Raw genomic sequence first — 15,215 nt, 5'->3', positions numbered from 1 at the left:
GGTGTTTGATGTGCCGCTTCCGCTTTTTCGTCAGCGTGTTGCTACTCGTCTGTTGCGGATGGGGGATGGCGGAGCCGCACGACTGGACCTCGATCAACCTGCTGGCTCGTTCGGGCGACGAGCCAGTCAAGGTGCAACTCAGCGACTCCGACTGGCACTGGCTCAGAGACAAACGCACGCTGCGCCTGGGCGTGACAGCACCGGATTACGCCCCTTTTGATATCACCGGCAGCGGCACGGACCTTGAGGGCATCACGGCCGACATCGCGGGAATCATTGCCGACACGCTCAATGTTCGAATTGATGTACGACGTTATCCTGACAGGGATGCCGCCTTGGCCGCGTTGTCTCGTGGCGATATCGATCTATTGAGTCGTGCCACGGGGTATGAGGCCGCGCGACCGGGCGTCGTGCTGTCCGTCCCCTACTTTTCCAACCAGCCGGTCATTATCGGACCGGAAGGCACGCGTCTGGAAAGTAGTGAGCAACTCGCCGGCAAGCGCATTGCGGTGGTCACCGACTACTTCCCGGCAAATGATCGTGACAGGTTCCTGGCCGGCGCCTCTGTACAGAGCTACCAGTCGGTGCGCCATGCACTGGAAGCGGTCGCTTTCGGCCAGGCGGACCTGTTCGTCGGCGATGCCTTCAGTGCGCAGTACCTGATCAGCCAGGGATACCTTTCCAATCTCAAGCTCCTCAACTTTGCCAGCTTCAACGGCCAGGGTTTCGGCTTTGCCCTGAATGCGTCCGATCGGACATTGCTGGACATCATCGACCATACTCTGAGAGCGATTCCGCGACAGGGCGAGACGGCCATTCAGCGTCGCTGGAGTCCCGGCGGAAGCAGTCCCATTGCCGGCCAGCGTCTTATCCTGACGCCTCAGGAGCAACGCTGGGTGGACCGTCACCCGCGACCGAAAGTCGTGATCGATCAGGCGTTGGCTCCTGTTTCGTTTTTCGATGCACAGGGCCAGTTCCGTGGTATCGCTGCCGATTTGCTGGAGCTTGTCCAGAGCCGAACCGGAATCGAATTCGATGTGCGCCCGCAGGCAAGCGTCACGGCGATGCTGGAGCAGGTGCGTACGGGCAAGGCTGACATGATTGCGGCGCTGACTCCAACGGCGCAGCGCGAGGAGTGGCTGAGTTTTACACGTCCCTACATGACCGCGTCCTTCGTTGCCGTAGTACCGGAGGGGAGCGACTGGCTGCGCAGCCTGGACGATCTCGATGGTCACACTGTCGCCGTCCCCAGGGGGTCCGTCATCGCAGACTTCATGCGCGCCCGTCACCCAAGGGTGAAACTGCTGGAGGTCGAAAACAATGTCGACGACCTTTCCATGATCAGTGAAGGCAAGGTGGACGCCGGTATTCACCTGTTGTCGTCGGCCAACTACCTGATCTCCCGCTATTACCCGGATCTCAAGATCGCCCTGGCGCTGGACCGGGAGCCTGGACAGTTCTCGCTGGCGGTCTCGCAGGCGGATCCGGAGCTGCTCAGTATCCTGAACAAGGCGCTACTGGCCATCGCGCCCGAAGACCTGAGCAATATCACCACGCGCTGGTCTGCCAGCGTGGACAGGCCGGACAGTGTCTGGCAGGGCTACCGCGAGCAGTTCATCCAGCTCGCCTGGGCGGCAGCACTGGCATTGCTCATCGTGTTGCTGTGGAACGGGTGGCTCTGGCGCAAGGTGCGCCGGCGCCGGGATTCGGAGAAAGAACTCAGTTACCGGCTCGAGTTCAAGCGTGCATTGATCGATGGTATTCCGCAGCCCGTGGCGGTACGTGATCGTGATGGGAGACTGGTCACCTGCAATATCGGCTTCCTCAAGGAAACCGGAATGCCGCGCGAGTCGGTGGAAGGTTCGCGAGTCGTCGATTGCCCCTGGCTGCAGGCACACGACGCGCAAGCGTTGCAGTTGATTCACCGGCAGGCCATGGAGCAGGACGGGAAAGTGGCCTCCGATCTGGTCCTGCAGATTCGTAACGAGGTTCGGGAAATACATTACTGGGCCACTCCTTACCGTGGACCGGGTGGTGATATCTCCGGGGTAGTGACGGGCTGGATCGATGTCACCGAGCGTGAGCGATTGCACCATCAGCTAGAAGCCGCGAAGGAGCAGGCTGAAGAAGCCAACCGGGCGAAGAGTACCTTCTTGGCCACGATGAGCCATGAAATCCGTACGCCGATGAACGCGGTGATCGGCATGCTCGAATTGGCGCTCACCCGCGCGAACCAGGGGCATTGGGAGCGAGAGCCAGTCGAGGTGGCTTACGACTCTGCGCGTTCTCTGCTGACGCTGATCGGTGACATCCTCGATGTGGCAAAGATCGAGTCCGGGCGTCTGACGCTGATGCCGGAGCGCGCCCACTTGCGTGAGTTGGTGGAGTCTGTTGCGCGCGTGTTCGATGGGCTGGCGCGGCAGAAAGCGTTGGAGCTCAGAGTGGAAATCGAGGCGGAAGCCGCCTGTGACGTACTGATCGATCCGCTGCGGTTCAAGCAGATACTGTCGAACCTGGTCAGCAACGCCATCAAGTTCACCGACTTCGGGCATGTGAAGATTCGTGTCTACGGCGAGCGTGTCGCTGGTGAGCGCCTTTCCCTTGAGGTCAGTGTGCACGACAGCGGGATCGGCATTTCCGAGGATGAACAGCGCCAGTTGTTCGAGCCTTTCAGCCAGGTGGCCCGTAGTGGTAATGCCAGCCGAGGTGGTACGGGGCTGGGGCTCACTATATGCCGCAAGCTGGCGGAGATGATGGGCGGCACCGTACGCATGGAAAGTCGTCCTGGCGAAGGCACCACGGTCACGGTGCGCCTGTTGCTGCAGAGCCTGGAACGCCTGCCCGAATGCGAAGTTGGGCAGGCCGTGATGGTTCCGAGGACTGCCCATTCGCTGAAGGTCCTGGTTGTCGACGACCATGTGGCCAACCGGATGCTGCTGACCCAGCAACTGGAGCATCTGGGACATCAGGTCGAGGTGGCCTCCGATGGCTCCCAGGCACTGCAGCTGTGGCATCCGGGTGACTTCGATCTGCTGATCACCGACTGCAACATGCCAGTGCTCAACGGCTATGGTCTGGCCCGGCGAGTTCGTGAGCTTGAAGCGGAGATGGAAGCCGAACCCTGCGTGATCTTCGGGTTCACGGCCAACGCCCAGCCCGACGAGATCGAGAACTGCCGGCGGGCCGGCATGGATGACTGCCTGTTCAAGCCCATAGGCCTGGATAACCTGCGTATGCGGCTGGATGCGGTGCCGAAGCTGTCAGCGGCCCACGACGATCAGGCATCTTTGGAGAAGCAGGTCGATGGCTTCGACCTGAAGTCGCTACGGGAGATGACCGGCGGCAATCCGGGCCTGATCCGCCGTCTGCTGGAGGAGTTGCACAGCAGCAACCGAATCGATATCGATCAGGTCCGGCCGCTCTGGGAGGCAGGCGACTGGAAGCAACTGGCCGATCTGGCCCACCGTATGAAGGGCGCGGCACGACTGGTTAATGCGGATACGCTGCAGGACCTCTGCAGCAAGCTTGAGGGTGGCTGCAAGGACGGCCTCGATAGCCGGGAATTGGGCAATCGGGCACGGGCGGTGGAGCAGGCGATGGCGACCTTGCAGGACGATTTGCTGTTGCAGTTGCGCAAGCTGGCTGCCTAGCTTGCGCGCCCGCTTCAGCTTGGGCTGGAGCGGCCGGTCATCTCGCGCGCCATCTCGGTGGCATAGCTGTCGGTCATCCCGGCGATGAAGTCTGTTACACGCAGGAAGGAACGATAGAGCGTCCAACTGGGGTCCGGCGCGTAGTGGCTCAGCAAGTCGAGGATCCGCTGGTTCTTGAACGATGGCGTGCTCTGGCGGTGTTGCTCCAGCACGGCGCCACAGAAAGAGTTCAGCAGGATTTCCAGGGTGGTGTAGGCGCCGATCTCGTGCAGGGTTTTGCGCTTGTCCTGGAATATCTTCTCTCGCGCCATCGCCTTCGCGCGTTGCACGCAGCGCTTGGCCGGGCCATGCATGTGCTCTACCAGATCGCCTTGCAGGCTTCCCGCGAGCAGGGTCTTTTCCTGTTCGACGAACGCGCGGGCGGCGGCATTGGTCAGGTGCTCGATGGCCTTGCCGCGCAGGATGGCAAGCTTGCGACGGCGAGAGTCCTTCGGGCCGAGCTGGCGGTAGGTTTCCGGCAGGTCGTCACCGACCAGGTCAAGCAGCAGCGCTTCTACTTCGCTGTAGTCGAGCAGTTCCATTTCCACACCGTCTTCCAGGTCGATCAGGCCGTAGCAGATGTCGTCTGCGGCCTCCATCAGGTAGACCAACGGGTGGCGCGCCCAGCGCTCGTCTTCCAGTTGCGGCATGCCCAGCTTCTGGGTGATCTGCTCCAATAGCGGTAGTTCGCTGCGGTAGCAGCCGAACTTGTGCTTCTTGTAGCCGAGGGAGTCGGCGTGGCGCGCTGTCCAGGGGTACTTCAGGTAAGTGCCGAGGGTGGCGTAGGTCAGGCGTGTGCCGCCGTCGAACTGGTGGTATTCGAGCTGGGTGAGGACACGGAAGCCCTGGGCGTTGCCCTCGAAGTGCAGGAAGTCGGAGCGCTCCTCCTCGCTCATGCCATCCAGCCAGCCGCGCCCGGCAGCCTGCTGGAACCAGTGGCGGATTGCGTCTTCGCCGGAGTGGCCGAAGGGCGGGTTGCCGATATCGTGGGCGAGGCAGGCGGATTGCACTATCACGCCCATGTCCCCCGGGTCGCACCATTCCGGCAGGCGGTCACGAATGATCTCGCCAACGCGCATGCCCAGCGATCGGCCGACGCAACCGACTTCCAGTGAATGGGTCAGGCGGGTGTGAATGTGGTCATTGCTCGATACCGGGTGCACCTGGGTCTTGCGCCCCAGGCGGCGGAAGGCACCGGAGAAGATGATGCGGTCGTGGTCCTTGTGGAAGGCGCTGCGGCCTAGTTCGGCGCTGCTGTGCACCGGTTTGCCGAGGCGCTCCCGGGGGAGCAGGGTGTGCCAATCCATTCTTCTTTCCGCGATCCAGAGAGTTACCGGCAACGCTAGCCGTTCGCGGCGGCAATCTCAATCGCGGCGCTAGAGGCCTTCGGCGTCGATATCGATGAGCAGAAGGCGTCGACCCTGGTCGATGAACTGGCCGGCAGTCATGCAGTACTGGTTGGTGGTGGCGTCGCGGTAGGTGTTGGAAAGTGTCAGGCGGCGCTCTTCCCAGCCCTCGGCGAGCAGTTGGTAGAAGTAGGGGCGCCAGGACCAGTTGTGGCCCAGGTAACGGCGGTTCTCCTTCCAGAACAAGCCGTTCCATTCCAGGTTCGGCGAAGTCTGGGTGCCGTGGCGGTCGCACTGATAGATGCGCAGCAGACGGCTGAAGGATTCCGGCGCCGGCGGCAGGCTGCTGAGCATGGCGCCGCCTTCCGCCCAGGGGCGCAGCATGCTCATCAGTTCGGAGAGCTGCTGGCGCAGCTGGATGAGGTTGGAGCGCTCCTGCAGCTTGCGATGCACGTAGTGGTCGCGGCGTTGGGCGAAGGCTTCGCGGAAGGCGTCGCTGGCCGGAAATTCCAGTGCCGGCTTGGCGAACAGGAAGCCCTGCACGTAGCGCGCGCCGCACTCCAGGGCGAAGTCCATTTCCTCTTCGGTTTCCACGCCCTCGGCGATGATCCAGCAGCCGGTCTTCTCGGCCATCTGCGCCAGCGCCTTCACCACTTCGCCACTGGGGCCGCCGCGGGCGGCTTCCTGGAACAGGCGCATGTCCAGCTTGAGGATGTCCGGCTGCAACGCCAGCACGCGGTCCAGCTGCGAGTAGCCGGCACCGAAGTCGTCGATGGCGATGCGCGCGCCGGCATCACGGTAGCGTGCCACTACTTCCGGCAGGCGCTGGTGGGCACCGCCCAGTTCAGTGATCTCGAAGACTACGCGCTCCGGTGCTACGCCCTGTTGTTGCAGTTGCTTGAGGCTGGGCAGCGGTTGGTTTGGGCGCAGGCGGCTGATCCAGCGCGGCGAGATGTTCAGGCTGAGAAACCAGTCCTTGGGCGCTTCGTGGATGCGGGCGAGGGCGGCGTCGCGGATCTGCCGGTCGAGACGGCGCAGTTCGGCCAGGCCGACTCGTGGGTTGAAGAACAGCGGGCCGACCGATTGCAGATCACCGTTGTCCTGGCGCAACCGGCCCAGTGCTTCGACACCGGCGATCAGGCCAGTCGCGGTATCGATGAAGGGCTGGAAGCAGGCGATGGGTTGCCCGTCGATCAAGGGACACATCCTTAGTGGCGTGACAGGGACGCGCTCGCGCGCAGCTCACTGTCACTAAGCAAGAATGTGGCCAGTCTAGACGTCAGAGGTGCGTCGAGGGGGCGGGCGGGGCCTTCGGATCGGGCTTGCTGCGCATCTGCAGGATGATCGGCAGGAGGGCGATGCCTACGCGCAGCAGTCGCACCCAGCGGCGTTTGCGGCCTAATAGCAGGGCAAGGGCTGCAGCGCCGCCAGCGCCCCACAGCGGGGTGCTGCCGCCCAGGCCACTGCGCAGGTTCTGGCCGAGGCTGCGCGCCTGTTTCAGGGGTTGCAGCAGCAATTCGCTTTCCTGGCGGATCTGCTGGCGCTGCATTTCCAGGCGCAGGCGGACAATGGCTTTGCGCAGTTCGGCGCGGGTCAGGTTGCGGGCGTCGGGCATTTCACTCATGGCAACAGTCGCTCCCGGTCACGGGCCAGTTCCTCGAGGGTCGCGCTGAACGGTGAGCTTTCGTCGCTGACCAGCATGTGCAGGCGCCAGGCGCAGAGCAGGCTGCCGCCGACGTAGAAGACGCATAGCCCGATGGCAGCCTGTAGACGGTAGCTGTCCCAGAAGAGGATCAGCACCAGTACCGACAGGGCGACCAGCAGGAGCAGGGCGAAGACCAGCGCGAGGCCGGCCATCAGCAGCATCTGCACGGTACGGGTCTTCTGCTCCTGCAGCTCGATGCCGAGCAGTTCGATGTGCCCATGCAGCAGGCCGAGGACCGCGGCGCCGAAGCGCCGCGGGGAAGGGGAGTTGGCCGAGGGCTTCGGCCCGGCGTCCATTCCGTCGCTCATGGATCAGCGCCGGCTGACCAGCAGGCCGAGGAGGAAGCCAACACCGGCGGCGATGCCCACGGCCTGCCACGGGTGGTCACCGACATAGTCTTCGGTGGCGTCCACGGCGGCTTTGCCTTGGTCGCGCACGGAGTCCTTGGTGGAATAGATGGCATCGCGGGCGCGCTTGAGGCTCTCATGGATCTGCGCGCGCATCTGGTCGGCTTCGGCGCCAGCCAGGTCAGCCGAGCTCTGCAGGAGTTTCTCGGTGTCGCTGACGAGGGCCTGGAATTCGGCCAGGAGTTCATCCTTGGCGGCGTTCACTGCGGTCTTGCGAGGCATGTGATGCTCCTTGTGCGGGTTGAGGTTCCTAGTTTTCGAGCCCCAGGGTCGCTGGAAAGTTTCTCATAAATTCATCATGGGGCCGCTCTCGCGTGCGAGTTGAAGCCTAGCCGCTGAATGCTGCTGCGGTGGTATGCCGCTTGCATTTCTCTGGTGCGCATGGAGAGCCGAGCGCCCCATGGCGGGGCGTTCCCGATGTCTGAAACGGCCGGGAATATGAGCTCAAACCACTGAAAAACATAAGGAAGTACAAGAAATTGCGAAGCTGGCCGGATGGCTTGTGGGCCATGCTGGTTCAGCGCTCGGCTCCTCTGTGGTGCGCCGCTGCTTCAGTGTGGTGCGACGCGGGGTCGCCGCGAGCCGTTTTGGTGCTTTCCCCTTGACCTCCGGGGCTGCCTGTAGCGATGGAAAACCTCAATAGTGCCGTAGAGACGCTGGTCCACGGTTCCAACACGCTGTTCCTCCTGATGGGCGCGGTCATGGTGCTGGCCATGCACGCGGGCTTTGCCTTCCTGGAAGTGGGCACGGTGCGCCTGAAGAACCAGGTGAATGCCCTGTCGAAGATCCTCTCGGACTTCGCCATCTCGACCCTGGCCTATTTCTTCATCGGCTACTGGATCGCCTATGGCGTCACTTTTCTGCAGCCGGCGGCGACGCTGGCGCACGAAAACGGCTACGCGCTGGTGAAGTTCTTCTTCCTGCTGACCTTCGCCGCGGCCATCCCCGCGATCATTTCCGGCGGCATCGCCGAACGTGCCCGGTTCGGCCCGCAGCTGTGCGCCACGGCACTGATCGTGGCCTTCGTCTACCCGTTCTTCGAGGGGCTGATCTGGAACGGCAACTTTGGCTTCCAGGCCTGGCTGAAGGCCGAATTCGGCGCTGCCTTCCATGATTTCGCCGGCTCCGTCGTGGTGCATGCCTTTGGCGGCTGGCTGGCACTGGCGGCGGTGGTCCTGCTGGGGCAGCGCAATGGCCGGTATCGCGAGGGGCGATTGGTCGCTTTCGCGCCATCGAACATTCCGTTCCTGGCGGCGGGTTCGTGGATTCTCATTGTCGGCTGGTTCGGCTTCAACGTCATGAGTGCGCAGTCGCTGGCGGGCGCGAGTGGATTGGTGGCAGTGAACTCTTTGCTGGCGATGGTCGGCGGCACCGTGGCGTCGCTGCTGGTTGGTCGCAACGACCCAGGCTTCCTGCACAACGGCCCCCTGGCCGGACTGGTGGCGGTCTGCGCCGGCTCCGACCTGATGCACCCCATCGGCGCCCTGGCCACCGGCATGGTGGCCGGCGCGCTGTTCGTCTGGGCGTTCACCGCGACCCAGGTACGCTGGAAGATCGACGACGTGTTGGGCGTTTGGCCGCTGCACGGTCTGTGCGGCGCCTGGGGCGGCATTGCCTGCGGCATCTTTGGTCAGCAGGCGCTGGGCGGACTGGGTGGGGTTAGCCTGGCCAGCCAGGCGATCGGCACGCTGCTCGGTGTGGCGGTGGCTTTCGCCGGAGGCCTGCTGGTGTACGGCCTGGTGAAGGCGGCTGTGGGCATCCGCCTGACGAAGGAAGAGGAGTACTACGGCGCCGACCTGTCGATCCACAAGATCGGAGCGCTCAGCCAGGACTGATTGCTCCATGGTGAGGCAAAGAAAAAGCCCGGCAGATGCCGGGCTTTTTCGTCATGTCGTGTGGGTTACCAGAGCGGCATGGTGTAGCTGACGATCAGACGGTTCTCGTCGTAATCGTTGGTGTAGTTGGTGCGCATGGTCGCGTTACGCCACTTCACGCCGAGGTTCTTCAGCGGGCCGTCCTGGAAGACGTAGGCGATGTCGGTGTCGCGTTCCCATTCCTTGCCTTCGCCATCGGTGGTGATCAGGTCGATGTTGTCGCCTTTCACGTAACGGGTCATGAAGGTCAGGCCGGGGATGCCGAGGCCGGCGAAGTTGTAGTCGTAGCGCGCCTGCCAGGACTTCTCGTCCTTGTTGGCGAAGTCGCCGATCTGGATGTAGTTCACCAGGTAGGGGTCGGTGCCGTTGATGTAGGCGAAGCCGGTGTCGCCGCTCATCTTCTGATAGCCGAGGCCGAAGGCGTGGTAGCCCAGGGCATAGGTGAACATGGCGTTGAGCGCCTTGTTGTCGACGTTGCTGCCGCCGTCGTCATCGGACTTGGCCCAGCGGATGTCGGACTTCAGCGATTGCTTGTCGGCGATCGGCAGCACATGGATCAGGCCCAGGTAGTGCTGTTTGTAGATGTCTTCCAGGCCGCCGTAGTGGTAGCTGGTGCTCAGGCTGTCGGTCCACTTGTAGGTGAGGCCGCCGAACAGGAACTTGTTGGAGGTGAGGCTATCGCCGAGCTTGATGTTGCGCTTGCCGCCGCCAGTGATGGTCATGTCCTCGTAGTCCGAGGAGTCACGCTGGTTGACCTGGTAGAGGCGGCCGCCGTCGACGGTCAGGCCGTCCAGTTCGGCGGAGTTCAGGGCGAAACCGCTGAAGGTCTGCGGCAGCAGGCGGGTGTCGTTGAACTGCACCACCGGCATCTTCGGCATCAGGGTGCCGCCTTTCAGGGTGGTCTTGGACGCGCGCAGCTTGGCGGTGACGCCCAGGTCGCCGTAGCTGTCCTCGGCGCGCTTGTCGCTGGAGGAGCGCTGCAGCAGGCCAGTGCCGCTGCGGTCAGGCGAGGAATCGAGTTTCAGGCCCAGGGTGCCCAGGGCGTCGACGCCGACGCCGATGGTGCCATCGGTGTAGCCCGATTCGTATTTGAGGATGAAGCCCTGGGCCCATTCCTCGGCCTTGTTCTGGGAAGGAGCCGGGCTGTCCTGGCGGAAGTCGCGGTTGAAGTAGAAGTTACGCAGTTCGACGGTGGCCTTGCTGTCCTTGATGAAGTCAGCGTGGGCGAGTGTCGGAAGGATAAAGCTGGTACCCAGCGCGGCCAAAGCCACGGCACGGGCGATCGGGGTCTTGCTCATTGTTATTGTCTCCTCGAGCGCTTGGGGCAGTTTGATGATGCCGGCTGGATCAGGGCCGGCATGTCAATCTGTTACAGCCTATCTACTAAATCATTACCGAATGTTGACGACTCTTAGACCTTAGTCGCTGATTAGTAAGCTGGCTATTGAAGCGCTGAGCAGCGGCGGGCGTGGCTTTCACTGAATCCAGTGGGGGTAATAGCCGAGTTTGTCCTGGACCTGGGCGTCATGGGCGGGCACCACGGTCAGCTTTGGATAGGCAAGCATCAGTTCGTGGACGCGGGCCACTTCGGCCAGGGTCTGGTCGCGGTTGCTGTCCACCAGTTTGCGGCTGACCCAGAACTTCTCGCGGGGGCCGGTGAAGCCGGACAGGCGCCAGGTAGTGTCACCGCTGAAGAAGAAGCGCCGGCCGTCATCCAGGGTTATGAACAGGCCGACCGAGCCGGGTGTATGGCCGCGCATGGGCACCAGGACCAGGCTGCCGTCGCCGAACAGGTCGAGGCTGCGGTCGTAGCTCAGGAAGGGCCCGGAGTCGAACTGGAAGGGCACCCATTTCACCGGATGGCGGAACTGGCTGGGAAACACCGCCGGCGGCTGGGCGATATGGGCGTAGTTGATCTCGTCATAGGTCGCCCAGACCGGGACTTCCGGGAAGTCCGACAGCGCCGAGGCATGGTCCCAGTGCGCATGGGACAGGATGATCCGGTCGATGGAAACACCACTGCCCTGCAATTGCTCGCGTGCCGGTTTCAGGCCTTCGTAACGGAACAGTGGCTTGTCCCACCAGGGCATGTCCTGCTTGAACTGTGCGTCCGCCTGGCTGCCCAGGCCGGTGTCGAACAACAAGGTAGCCGCGTGGTGCTGGATCAGCATAGCGGTGTGGTTCATCGGGACTTTCTCGGTCCAGTTGCCGCCGGCCACGGTGAACGCATCCAGGGTGGTGACACCGGAAGTGCGGATCAACGAGAAGCGCAGGTCGGCGGCCTGGACATTCAGGCAGGCGAGGGCGAACAGCCCGGCCAGCAGCAGGGATGGCAGACGCATCGGAGTTTCCTTTTCGGTGAGCGGAGGGACGCGCCGCCGTGCAAGCGGCGGCGTGGCCTGTCAGAAGAAAATCAGAAGGCGGGTTGCGCGACGTAGCCGGGCAGGGCGCGCACGCGGGCCAGCCAGTCCTGCACATAGGGATAGCCGGATGGCTCCAGACCACCTTCCGTCGCCAGGGTGACGTAGGGGTAGACGGCAATGTCGGCGATGCTCGGCTTGTCCGTCTGCGCCAGCCAGCGGTGGTCGGCCAAAGTTGCGTCCAGCAGCTCGAGGGCGTGGCGGCCCTTGGCCTGCGCGGCGGCCAGATCGCCGGGGCGCTTGAACAGCAGGATCACACGCGCCATCGCCAGGCCGTGCTGCACCTCGTTGGCCGAGAAGCTCAGCCAGTTGGCAATGCGCCCCTGGGTGACAGCGTCCTGCGGGTACCAGTGCGCTTCGGCGTACTGCCGGGCGAGGTAGGCGAGGATGGCGTGGGAGTCGCCCAGGCGTAGTTCGCCATCCTCCAGCGCGGGAACCTGCCCGCGCGGGTTGATCGCCAGGAAGGCCGGGCGCTTGTGCGCCCCGCCCATCAGGTCCACCGGCAGCAGCTCGGCTTTCTGGCCGATGAGCCCAAGGAACAGGCGAACCTTGTAGCAGTTGCCGGAAAGCGCGACGTCGTGGAGTTTCATGGCGAGAGTCCTTTGCGGTGTTGTTGTGGGGCGGCGTTTGTGGAGTGGTGGAATAGATATTAGACAGACAGGTCTGTATAGTTCAAGCGAAATGACCGTCGGCCAATCGGTATCCGCGCTGTCACCCTTGGCGGCGTTCCAGCTCCCCATGGGCGCCGAGCCTCGCGCATAATGTCCGGTCAGGAGGTAATGCCATGGCATCCAGCAAACGCGAGCTGCTGCTCGCCACCGCCCAGGATCTGTTCTACCGAGAGGGCTATCACGCCACCGGTATCGATCGCATCCTCGCCGAGTCGGGCGTCGCGAAGATGACGCTGTACAAGCACTTCAAGTCCAAGGACGAGTTGATCATGGCGGCGCTGGAAGAGCGCCATGCCCGCATGGTCGAGCGCATGGAAGTCGCCGAGCGCATACTCGCGCCGCGCGAGTCGATCCTGGCGGTCTTCGACGGCCTGCAGGAAGTCCTCAACGGCCCGGACTTCTGCGGCTGCGCCTTCATCCACGCCGCCGGCGAGTTCCACGACCGCGAACATCCCATCCACCAGCAGGCCGCCGAGCACAAGGCCTTCCTCGGGCGCTTTTTCGCGGCCCAGCTGGCGCGATTGGGTGCGACGGAGCCGGAAGCCCTGGCACGTCAGCTGCAATACCTGCTTGAAGGCGTGCTGGTCATGGCGCACATGCAGGGCCCGGCGCAGCAGGGGCGAGAAGCCCGTGCCGTGGCCGACACTTTGCTCAAGCACGCCGGAGTCTGAACCCATGTCGCCAACCCTGGAGCCCACCATGCCCCCGGAATGCCAACTCTTCGGCACCCTTGGCTGCCACCTCTGCGAAGTGGCCGAAGCGGTGCTGATGCCCTTCGTCGAACACGGTTTGCTGGTCGAACTGGTGGATATTGCCGACCGCGAGGAGTGGGTCGAGCAATACGGCCTGAGCATTCCCGTGCTGCGCCGCTGCGATTCCGGCGCAGAGCTCAACTGGCCCTTCGATGCCGCACAGGTCGCCGCTTTCCTCGGCTGCTGAAGATTTCGGCAGCTTTCCCTCTCCTCAATCAACCGACGCGAGGCGCAATGCAATGAAGATTGGATTTCTCGGACTGGGCGGCATGGGTGCTGCCATGGCTGCCAACCTCATCCAGGCCGGCCACCAGGTCGTCGTGTGGAACCGCTCGCCCGGCGCCGCCGAGCCGCTGGTGGAACTGGGCGCCATCGCCGCTGCCACCCCTGTGCAGGCGTTCGATGTCGAGCTGGTGATCTCCATGCTGGCCGACGATGCCTCCACCCGCGCCGTGCTGCTCGACAGCGGCGCCCTGGCATCGGCCAGGGCCGGCCTGGTGCACTTGAGCATGGCCACGCTGTCCACCGCCTTCGTCGGTGAGCTGATCGAGCTGCACCGCGAGCAGGGCGTCGAGTTCGTCGCCGCGCCGGTATTCGGCCGCACGGATGTCGCCGCCGCCGGCAAGCTGAACATCCTGGTGGCCGGCCCCGAGGCGGCCATCGCCAAGGCGCAGCCGGTGCTCGACGTGCTGGGGCAGAAGACCTGGCCGCTGGGCGACGACCCGCTGCGCGCGGTCGCGGTGAAGATTGCCGGTAACTTCATGATCGCCAGCGCCATCGAGGCGATGGGGGAGAGCTCGGCGCTGGTGAAGACCTACGGCGTCGCGCCGGGCGAGTTCATGGAAATCATGGGCAACACGCTGTTCAACGCGCCGGTGTACCGCAACTACGGCGCGCAGATCGCCGAGCAGCGTTTCGACCCGGCCGGCTTCCGCCTGGTGCTGGGGCTCAAGGATGTTGGCCTGGCGCTGTCGGCCGGGCATGAGCAGCGGGTGCCGCTGCCACTTGCCAGCCTCCTGCGTGACAACCTGCTCGAAGCCATCGCACACGGTGACGGCGAGCGGGACTGGAGCGCCCTGTCGCAGGTTGCGCTGCGCAAATCCGGGCAGCTCTGATTCGCCCATGAAAAAGCCCGTCCTGGTGGACGGGCTTTTTTGTGCCTGTGACTACTTCTGGGGAAAAATCGCAGGCAATAAAAAACCCGCCGTTAGGCGGGTTTTTCGGGATTTGGTCGGAGCGACTGGATTCGAACCAGCGACCTTCTCGTCCCGAACGAGACGCGCTACCAAGCTGCGCTACGCTCCGTTTGATGGCGCGCATTCTACCGAAAAACTTTTGATGCACAAGGGGTTAGCGAAAAATATTTGAAAAATCTTTTCGCCCCCATGAAAATGCCAACGCCCCGCAGACCGCTCAGGGCCTGCGGGGCGTTTCCACCGCCGGGCGAATCAGAGGTCCTTGACGGTCCGTACCTGATCCTTGTTCACGCGGGCGGTTTTGCCATCCAGCTGTTCGAACTCATAGAAGCCGGATTCTTCGTCGTACTTGGGTTTGTCGACCGACTGAATCTCGCGTCCATCGTTCAGGGTGATGACGGACGGAGTGGAGCAACCAGCGAGCACGCTAAAGCCCAGGGCGAGCAGGAAGGCGGGAAGCATCCGTTTGTTCATGGGTGAATCTCCTGATGAGCGAACAAAAAAGTACGAAAAGTCTGACCGGGTGCCTTGCAGCATAGTTCCCGGAAAATTTTCGACTCTGTCGCTATCGGGCGTGATAGAGCAGCTCCGGGGTGTTCAGATTGGCCAGTCGCGGGTCGCCGGCCGGGCAATCCACCGCCTGCAGGCCGAGGTTCGAGAAGACATGGCGCGGGCTGCGGTCGCCCTGGTCCCAGGCCTCCTCTATCTGGGCGCGCAGCACCACCGGGATGATGCTGAACAGCGGTTCCCACTGCGTGCCGCAGCGCAGCATGTGGACGATGTCCGGCGCTGCGGCGGATGCGCGCAGCAGGCGCTCGAGCAAGTCGGCATCCAGGCGTGGCGCGTCGCAGGGCAGTACCAGCAGGTGGGTGTGGTGCGCGCTGGCCAGGCCCGCGCGGATGCCGGCGAGCGGGCCGGGGAAGTCCGCACTGTCGTCCTGTACCAGACGGTCGGCGAAGCCGGCGTAGACGTCCGCGTTGCGGTTGCAGGAGATGATCAGATCGTCGCTGAAGGGACGGGCGAGGGCGGCGGCGTAGCTCACCAGCGGACGGCCCTGCCACTCCAGCAGGCCCTTGTCCTGGCCGCCCATGCGCTGGCCGCGTCCTCCGGCGAGAATCAGGACGGAACAGGGGGGCAGCGGGGCTTGTGGCATGT

General features: G+C 63.6%; 15 protein-coding genes and 1 tRNA gene. 5 read left to right on the top strand and 11 right to left on the bottom strand.

Annotated features, from left to right (window positions below):
• Positions 1-8: 8 nt before the first annotated feature.
• Positions 9-3,650: a transporter substrate-binding domain-containing protein gene (locus tag IB275_RS20665; protein ID WP_192290800.1), complete on the top strand. Its 3,642-nt coding sequence runs from the start codon at positions 9-11 to the stop codon at positions 3,648-3,650.
• 14 nt (positions 3,651-3,664) lie between these two features.
• Here IB275_RS20665 and IB275_RS20660 read toward each other — a convergent pair whose 3' ends face one another.
• The 5 genes from IB275_RS20660 to IB275_RS20640 all read right to left on the bottom strand — a co-directional run bounded on the left by IB275_RS20660 (position 3,665) and on the right by IB275_RS20640 (position 7,369).
• A complete protein-coding gene (locus tag IB275_RS20660; RefSeq protein WP_192290798.1) occupies positions 3,665-4,996 on the bottom strand; it encodes a deoxyguanosinetriphosphate triphosphohydrolase in 1,332 nt (443 codons plus the stop codon).
• Between the two features lie 69 nt (positions 4,997-5,065).
• On the bottom strand, positions 5,066-6,232 hold the full coding sequence (locus IB275_RS20655) for an EAL domain-containing protein (RefSeq protein WP_192290796.1): 1,167 nt from the start codon (positions 6,230-6,232) through the stop codon (positions 5,066-5,068).
• An 82-nt stretch (positions 6,233-6,314) separates the two neighbouring features.
• Positions 6,315-6,659, bottom strand: a complete 345-nt coding sequence (locus IB275_RS20650) for a hypothetical protein (protein ID WP_192290794.1) — start codon at positions 6,657-6,659, stop codon at positions 6,315-6,317.
• Positions 6,656-7,036, bottom strand: coding sequence for a phage holin family protein (locus IB275_RS20645; protein WP_192292462.1), 381 nt, complete (start codon positions 7,034-7,036; stop codon positions 6,656-6,658). The genes IB275_RS20650 and IB275_RS20645 overlap by 4 nt, the downstream gene beginning before the upstream one ends.
• 15 nt (positions 7,037-7,051) lie before the next feature.
• On the bottom strand, positions 7,052-7,369 hold the full coding sequence (locus tag IB275_RS20640; RefSeq protein ID WP_045211754.1) for an ElaB/YgaM/YqjD family protein: 318 nt from the start codon (positions 7,367-7,369) through the stop codon (positions 7,052-7,054).
• Between the two features lie 404 nt (positions 7,370-7,773).
• Between IB275_RS20640 and IB275_RS20635 the strand changes: the two genes are divergently transcribed.
• A complete protein-coding gene (locus IB275_RS20635) occupies positions 7,774-8,982 on the top strand; it encodes an ammonium transporter (RefSeq protein WP_192290792.1) in 1,209 nt (402 codons plus the stop codon).
• Positions 8,983-9,047: 65 nt separating this feature from the next.
• On the opposite strand, the gene IB275_RS20630 is transcribed toward IB275_RS20635, so the two are convergent.
• The 3 genes from IB275_RS20630 to IB275_RS20620 form a co-directional block, all read right to left on the bottom strand.
• Positions 9,048-10,319 carry an OprD family porin gene (locus IB275_RS20630; RefSeq protein ID WP_192290790.1) on the bottom strand — a complete coding sequence of 424 codons (1,272 nt, stop codon included), beginning with the start codon at positions 10,317-10,319 and terminating at the stop codon, positions 9,048-9,050.
• Between the two features lie 177 nt (positions 10,320-10,496).
• Positions 10,497-11,363: an MBL fold metallo-hydrolase gene (locus IB275_RS20625; RefSeq protein ID WP_192290788.1), complete on the bottom strand. Its 867-nt coding sequence runs from the start codon at positions 11,361-11,363 to the stop codon at positions 10,497-10,499.
• Between the two features lie 71 nt (positions 11,364-11,434).
• Positions 11,435-12,031, bottom strand: a complete 597-nt coding sequence (locus IB275_RS20620) for a glutathione S-transferase family protein (RefSeq protein WP_192290786.1) — start codon at positions 12,029-12,031, stop codon at positions 11,435-11,437.
• A gap of 194 nt (positions 12,032-12,225) precedes the next feature.
• On the opposite strand from IB275_RS20620, the gene IB275_RS20615 reads away from it, so the two are divergent.
• From IB275_RS20615 to IB275_RS20605, 3 genes are read left to right on the top strand one after another with little or no spacing between them, the layout of a single operon-like run.
• The gene (locus IB275_RS20615) at positions 12,226-12,783 is read left to right on the top strand and encodes a TetR/AcrR family transcriptional regulator (RefSeq protein WP_192290784.1); all 558 of its coding nucleotides are present in this window, start codon (positions 12,226-12,228) and stop codon (positions 12,781-12,783) included.
• Positions 12,784-12,811: 28 nt separating this feature from the next.
• The gene (locus IB275_RS20610; protein WP_081519424.1) at positions 12,812-13,051 is read left to right on the top strand and encodes a glutaredoxin family protein; all 240 of its coding nucleotides are present in this window, start codon (positions 12,812-12,814) and stop codon (positions 13,049-13,051) included.
• A gap of 52 nt (positions 13,052-13,103) precedes the next feature.
• Positions 13,104-13,979: an NAD(P)-dependent oxidoreductase gene (locus tag IB275_RS20605; RefSeq protein WP_192290780.1), complete on the top strand. Its 876-nt coding sequence runs from the start codon at positions 13,104-13,106 to the stop codon at positions 13,977-13,979.
• A 113-nt stretch (positions 13,980-14,092) separates the two neighbouring features.
• Here the strand turns inward: IB275_RS20605 and IB275_RS20600 are convergent.
• From IB275_RS20600 to mobA, 3 genes are all read right to left on the bottom strand, one after another.
• Positions 14,093-14,169: transfer RNA gene (locus IB275_RS20600), tRNA-Pro, on the bottom strand.
• 143 nt (positions 14,170-14,312) lie between these two features.
• Positions 14,313-14,534 carry a YgdI/YgdR family lipoprotein gene (locus IB275_RS20595; protein ID WP_081519426.1) on the bottom strand — a complete coding sequence of 74 codons (222 nt, stop codon included), beginning with the start codon at positions 14,532-14,534 and terminating at the stop codon, positions 14,313-14,315.
• Between the two features lie 91 nt (positions 14,535-14,625).
• Positions 14,626-15,213, bottom strand: a complete 588-nt coding sequence (mobA, locus tag IB275_RS20590; protein WP_192290778.1) for a molybdenum cofactor guanylyltransferase MobA — start codon at positions 15,211-15,213, stop codon at positions 14,626-14,628.
• Positions 15,214-15,215 lie beyond the last annotated feature (2 nt).

Origin of the sequence: Pseudomonas sp. PDM21 (genome assembly GCF_014852505.2) — a bacterium.
GTDB lineage: Bacteria > Pseudomonadota > Gammaproteobacteria > Pseudomonadales > Pseudomonadaceae > Pseudomonas.
This window is presented reverse-complemented; position numbering and strand designations above follow the sequence as displayed.

Bases quoted from the DNA above. Each gene is read 5' to 3' on its own strand.
- IB275_RS20625 (WP_192290788.1), bottom strand. From the start codon at position 11,363: ATGCGTCTGCCATCCCTGCTGCTGGCCGGGCTGTTCGCCCTCGCCTGC.
- IB275_RS20615 (WP_192290784.1), top strand. From the start codon at position 12,226: ATGGCATCCAGCAAACGCGAGCTGCTGCTCGCCACCGCCCAGGATCTG.
- IB275_RS20650 (WP_192290794.1), bottom strand. From the start codon at position 6,659: ATGAGTGAAATGCCCGACGCCCGCAACCTGACCCGCGCCGAACTGCGC.
- IB275_RS20640 (WP_045211754.1), bottom strand. From the start codon at position 7,369: ATGCCTCGCAAGACCGCAGTGAACGCCGCCAAGGATGAACTCCTGGCC.
- IB275_RS20620 (WP_192290786.1), bottom strand. From the start codon at position 12,031: ATGAAACTCCACGACGTCGCGCTTTCCGGCAACTGCTACAAGGTTCGC.
- IB275_RS20645 (WP_192292462.1), bottom strand. From the start codon at position 7,036: ATGGACGCCGGGCCGAAGCCCTCGGCCAACTCCCCTTCCCCGCGGCGC.
- IB275_RS20660 (WP_192290798.1), bottom strand. From the start codon at position 4,996: ATGGATTGGCACACCCTGCTCCCCCGGGAGCGCCTCGGCAAACCGGTG.
- IB275_RS20595 (WP_081519426.1), bottom strand. From the start codon at position 14,534: ATGAACAAACGGATGCTTCCCGCCTTCCTGCTCGCCCTGGGCTTTAGC.
- IB275_RS20635 (WP_192290792.1), top strand. From the start codon at position 7,774: ATGGAAAACCTCAATAGTGCCGTAGAGACGCTGGTCCACGGTTCCAAC.
- IB275_RS20605 (WP_192290780.1), top strand. From the start codon at position 13,104: ATGAAGATTGGATTTCTCGGACTGGGCGGCATGGGTGCTGCCATGGCT.
- IB275_RS20610 (WP_081519424.1), top strand. From the start codon at position 12,812: ATGCCCCCGGAATGCCAACTCTTCGGCACCCTTGGCTGCCACCTCTGC.
- mobA (WP_192290778.1), bottom strand. From the start codon at position 15,213: ATGCCACAAGCCCCGCTGCCCCCCTGTTCCGTCCTGATTCTCGCCGGA.
- IB275_RS20665 (WP_192290800.1), top strand. From the start codon at position 9: ATGTGCCGCTTCCGCTTTTTCGTCAGCGTGTTGCTACTCGTCTGTTGC.
- IB275_RS20630 (WP_192290790.1), bottom strand. From the start codon at position 10,319: ATGAGCAAGACCCCGATCGCCCGTGCCGTGGCTTTGGCCGCGCTGGGT.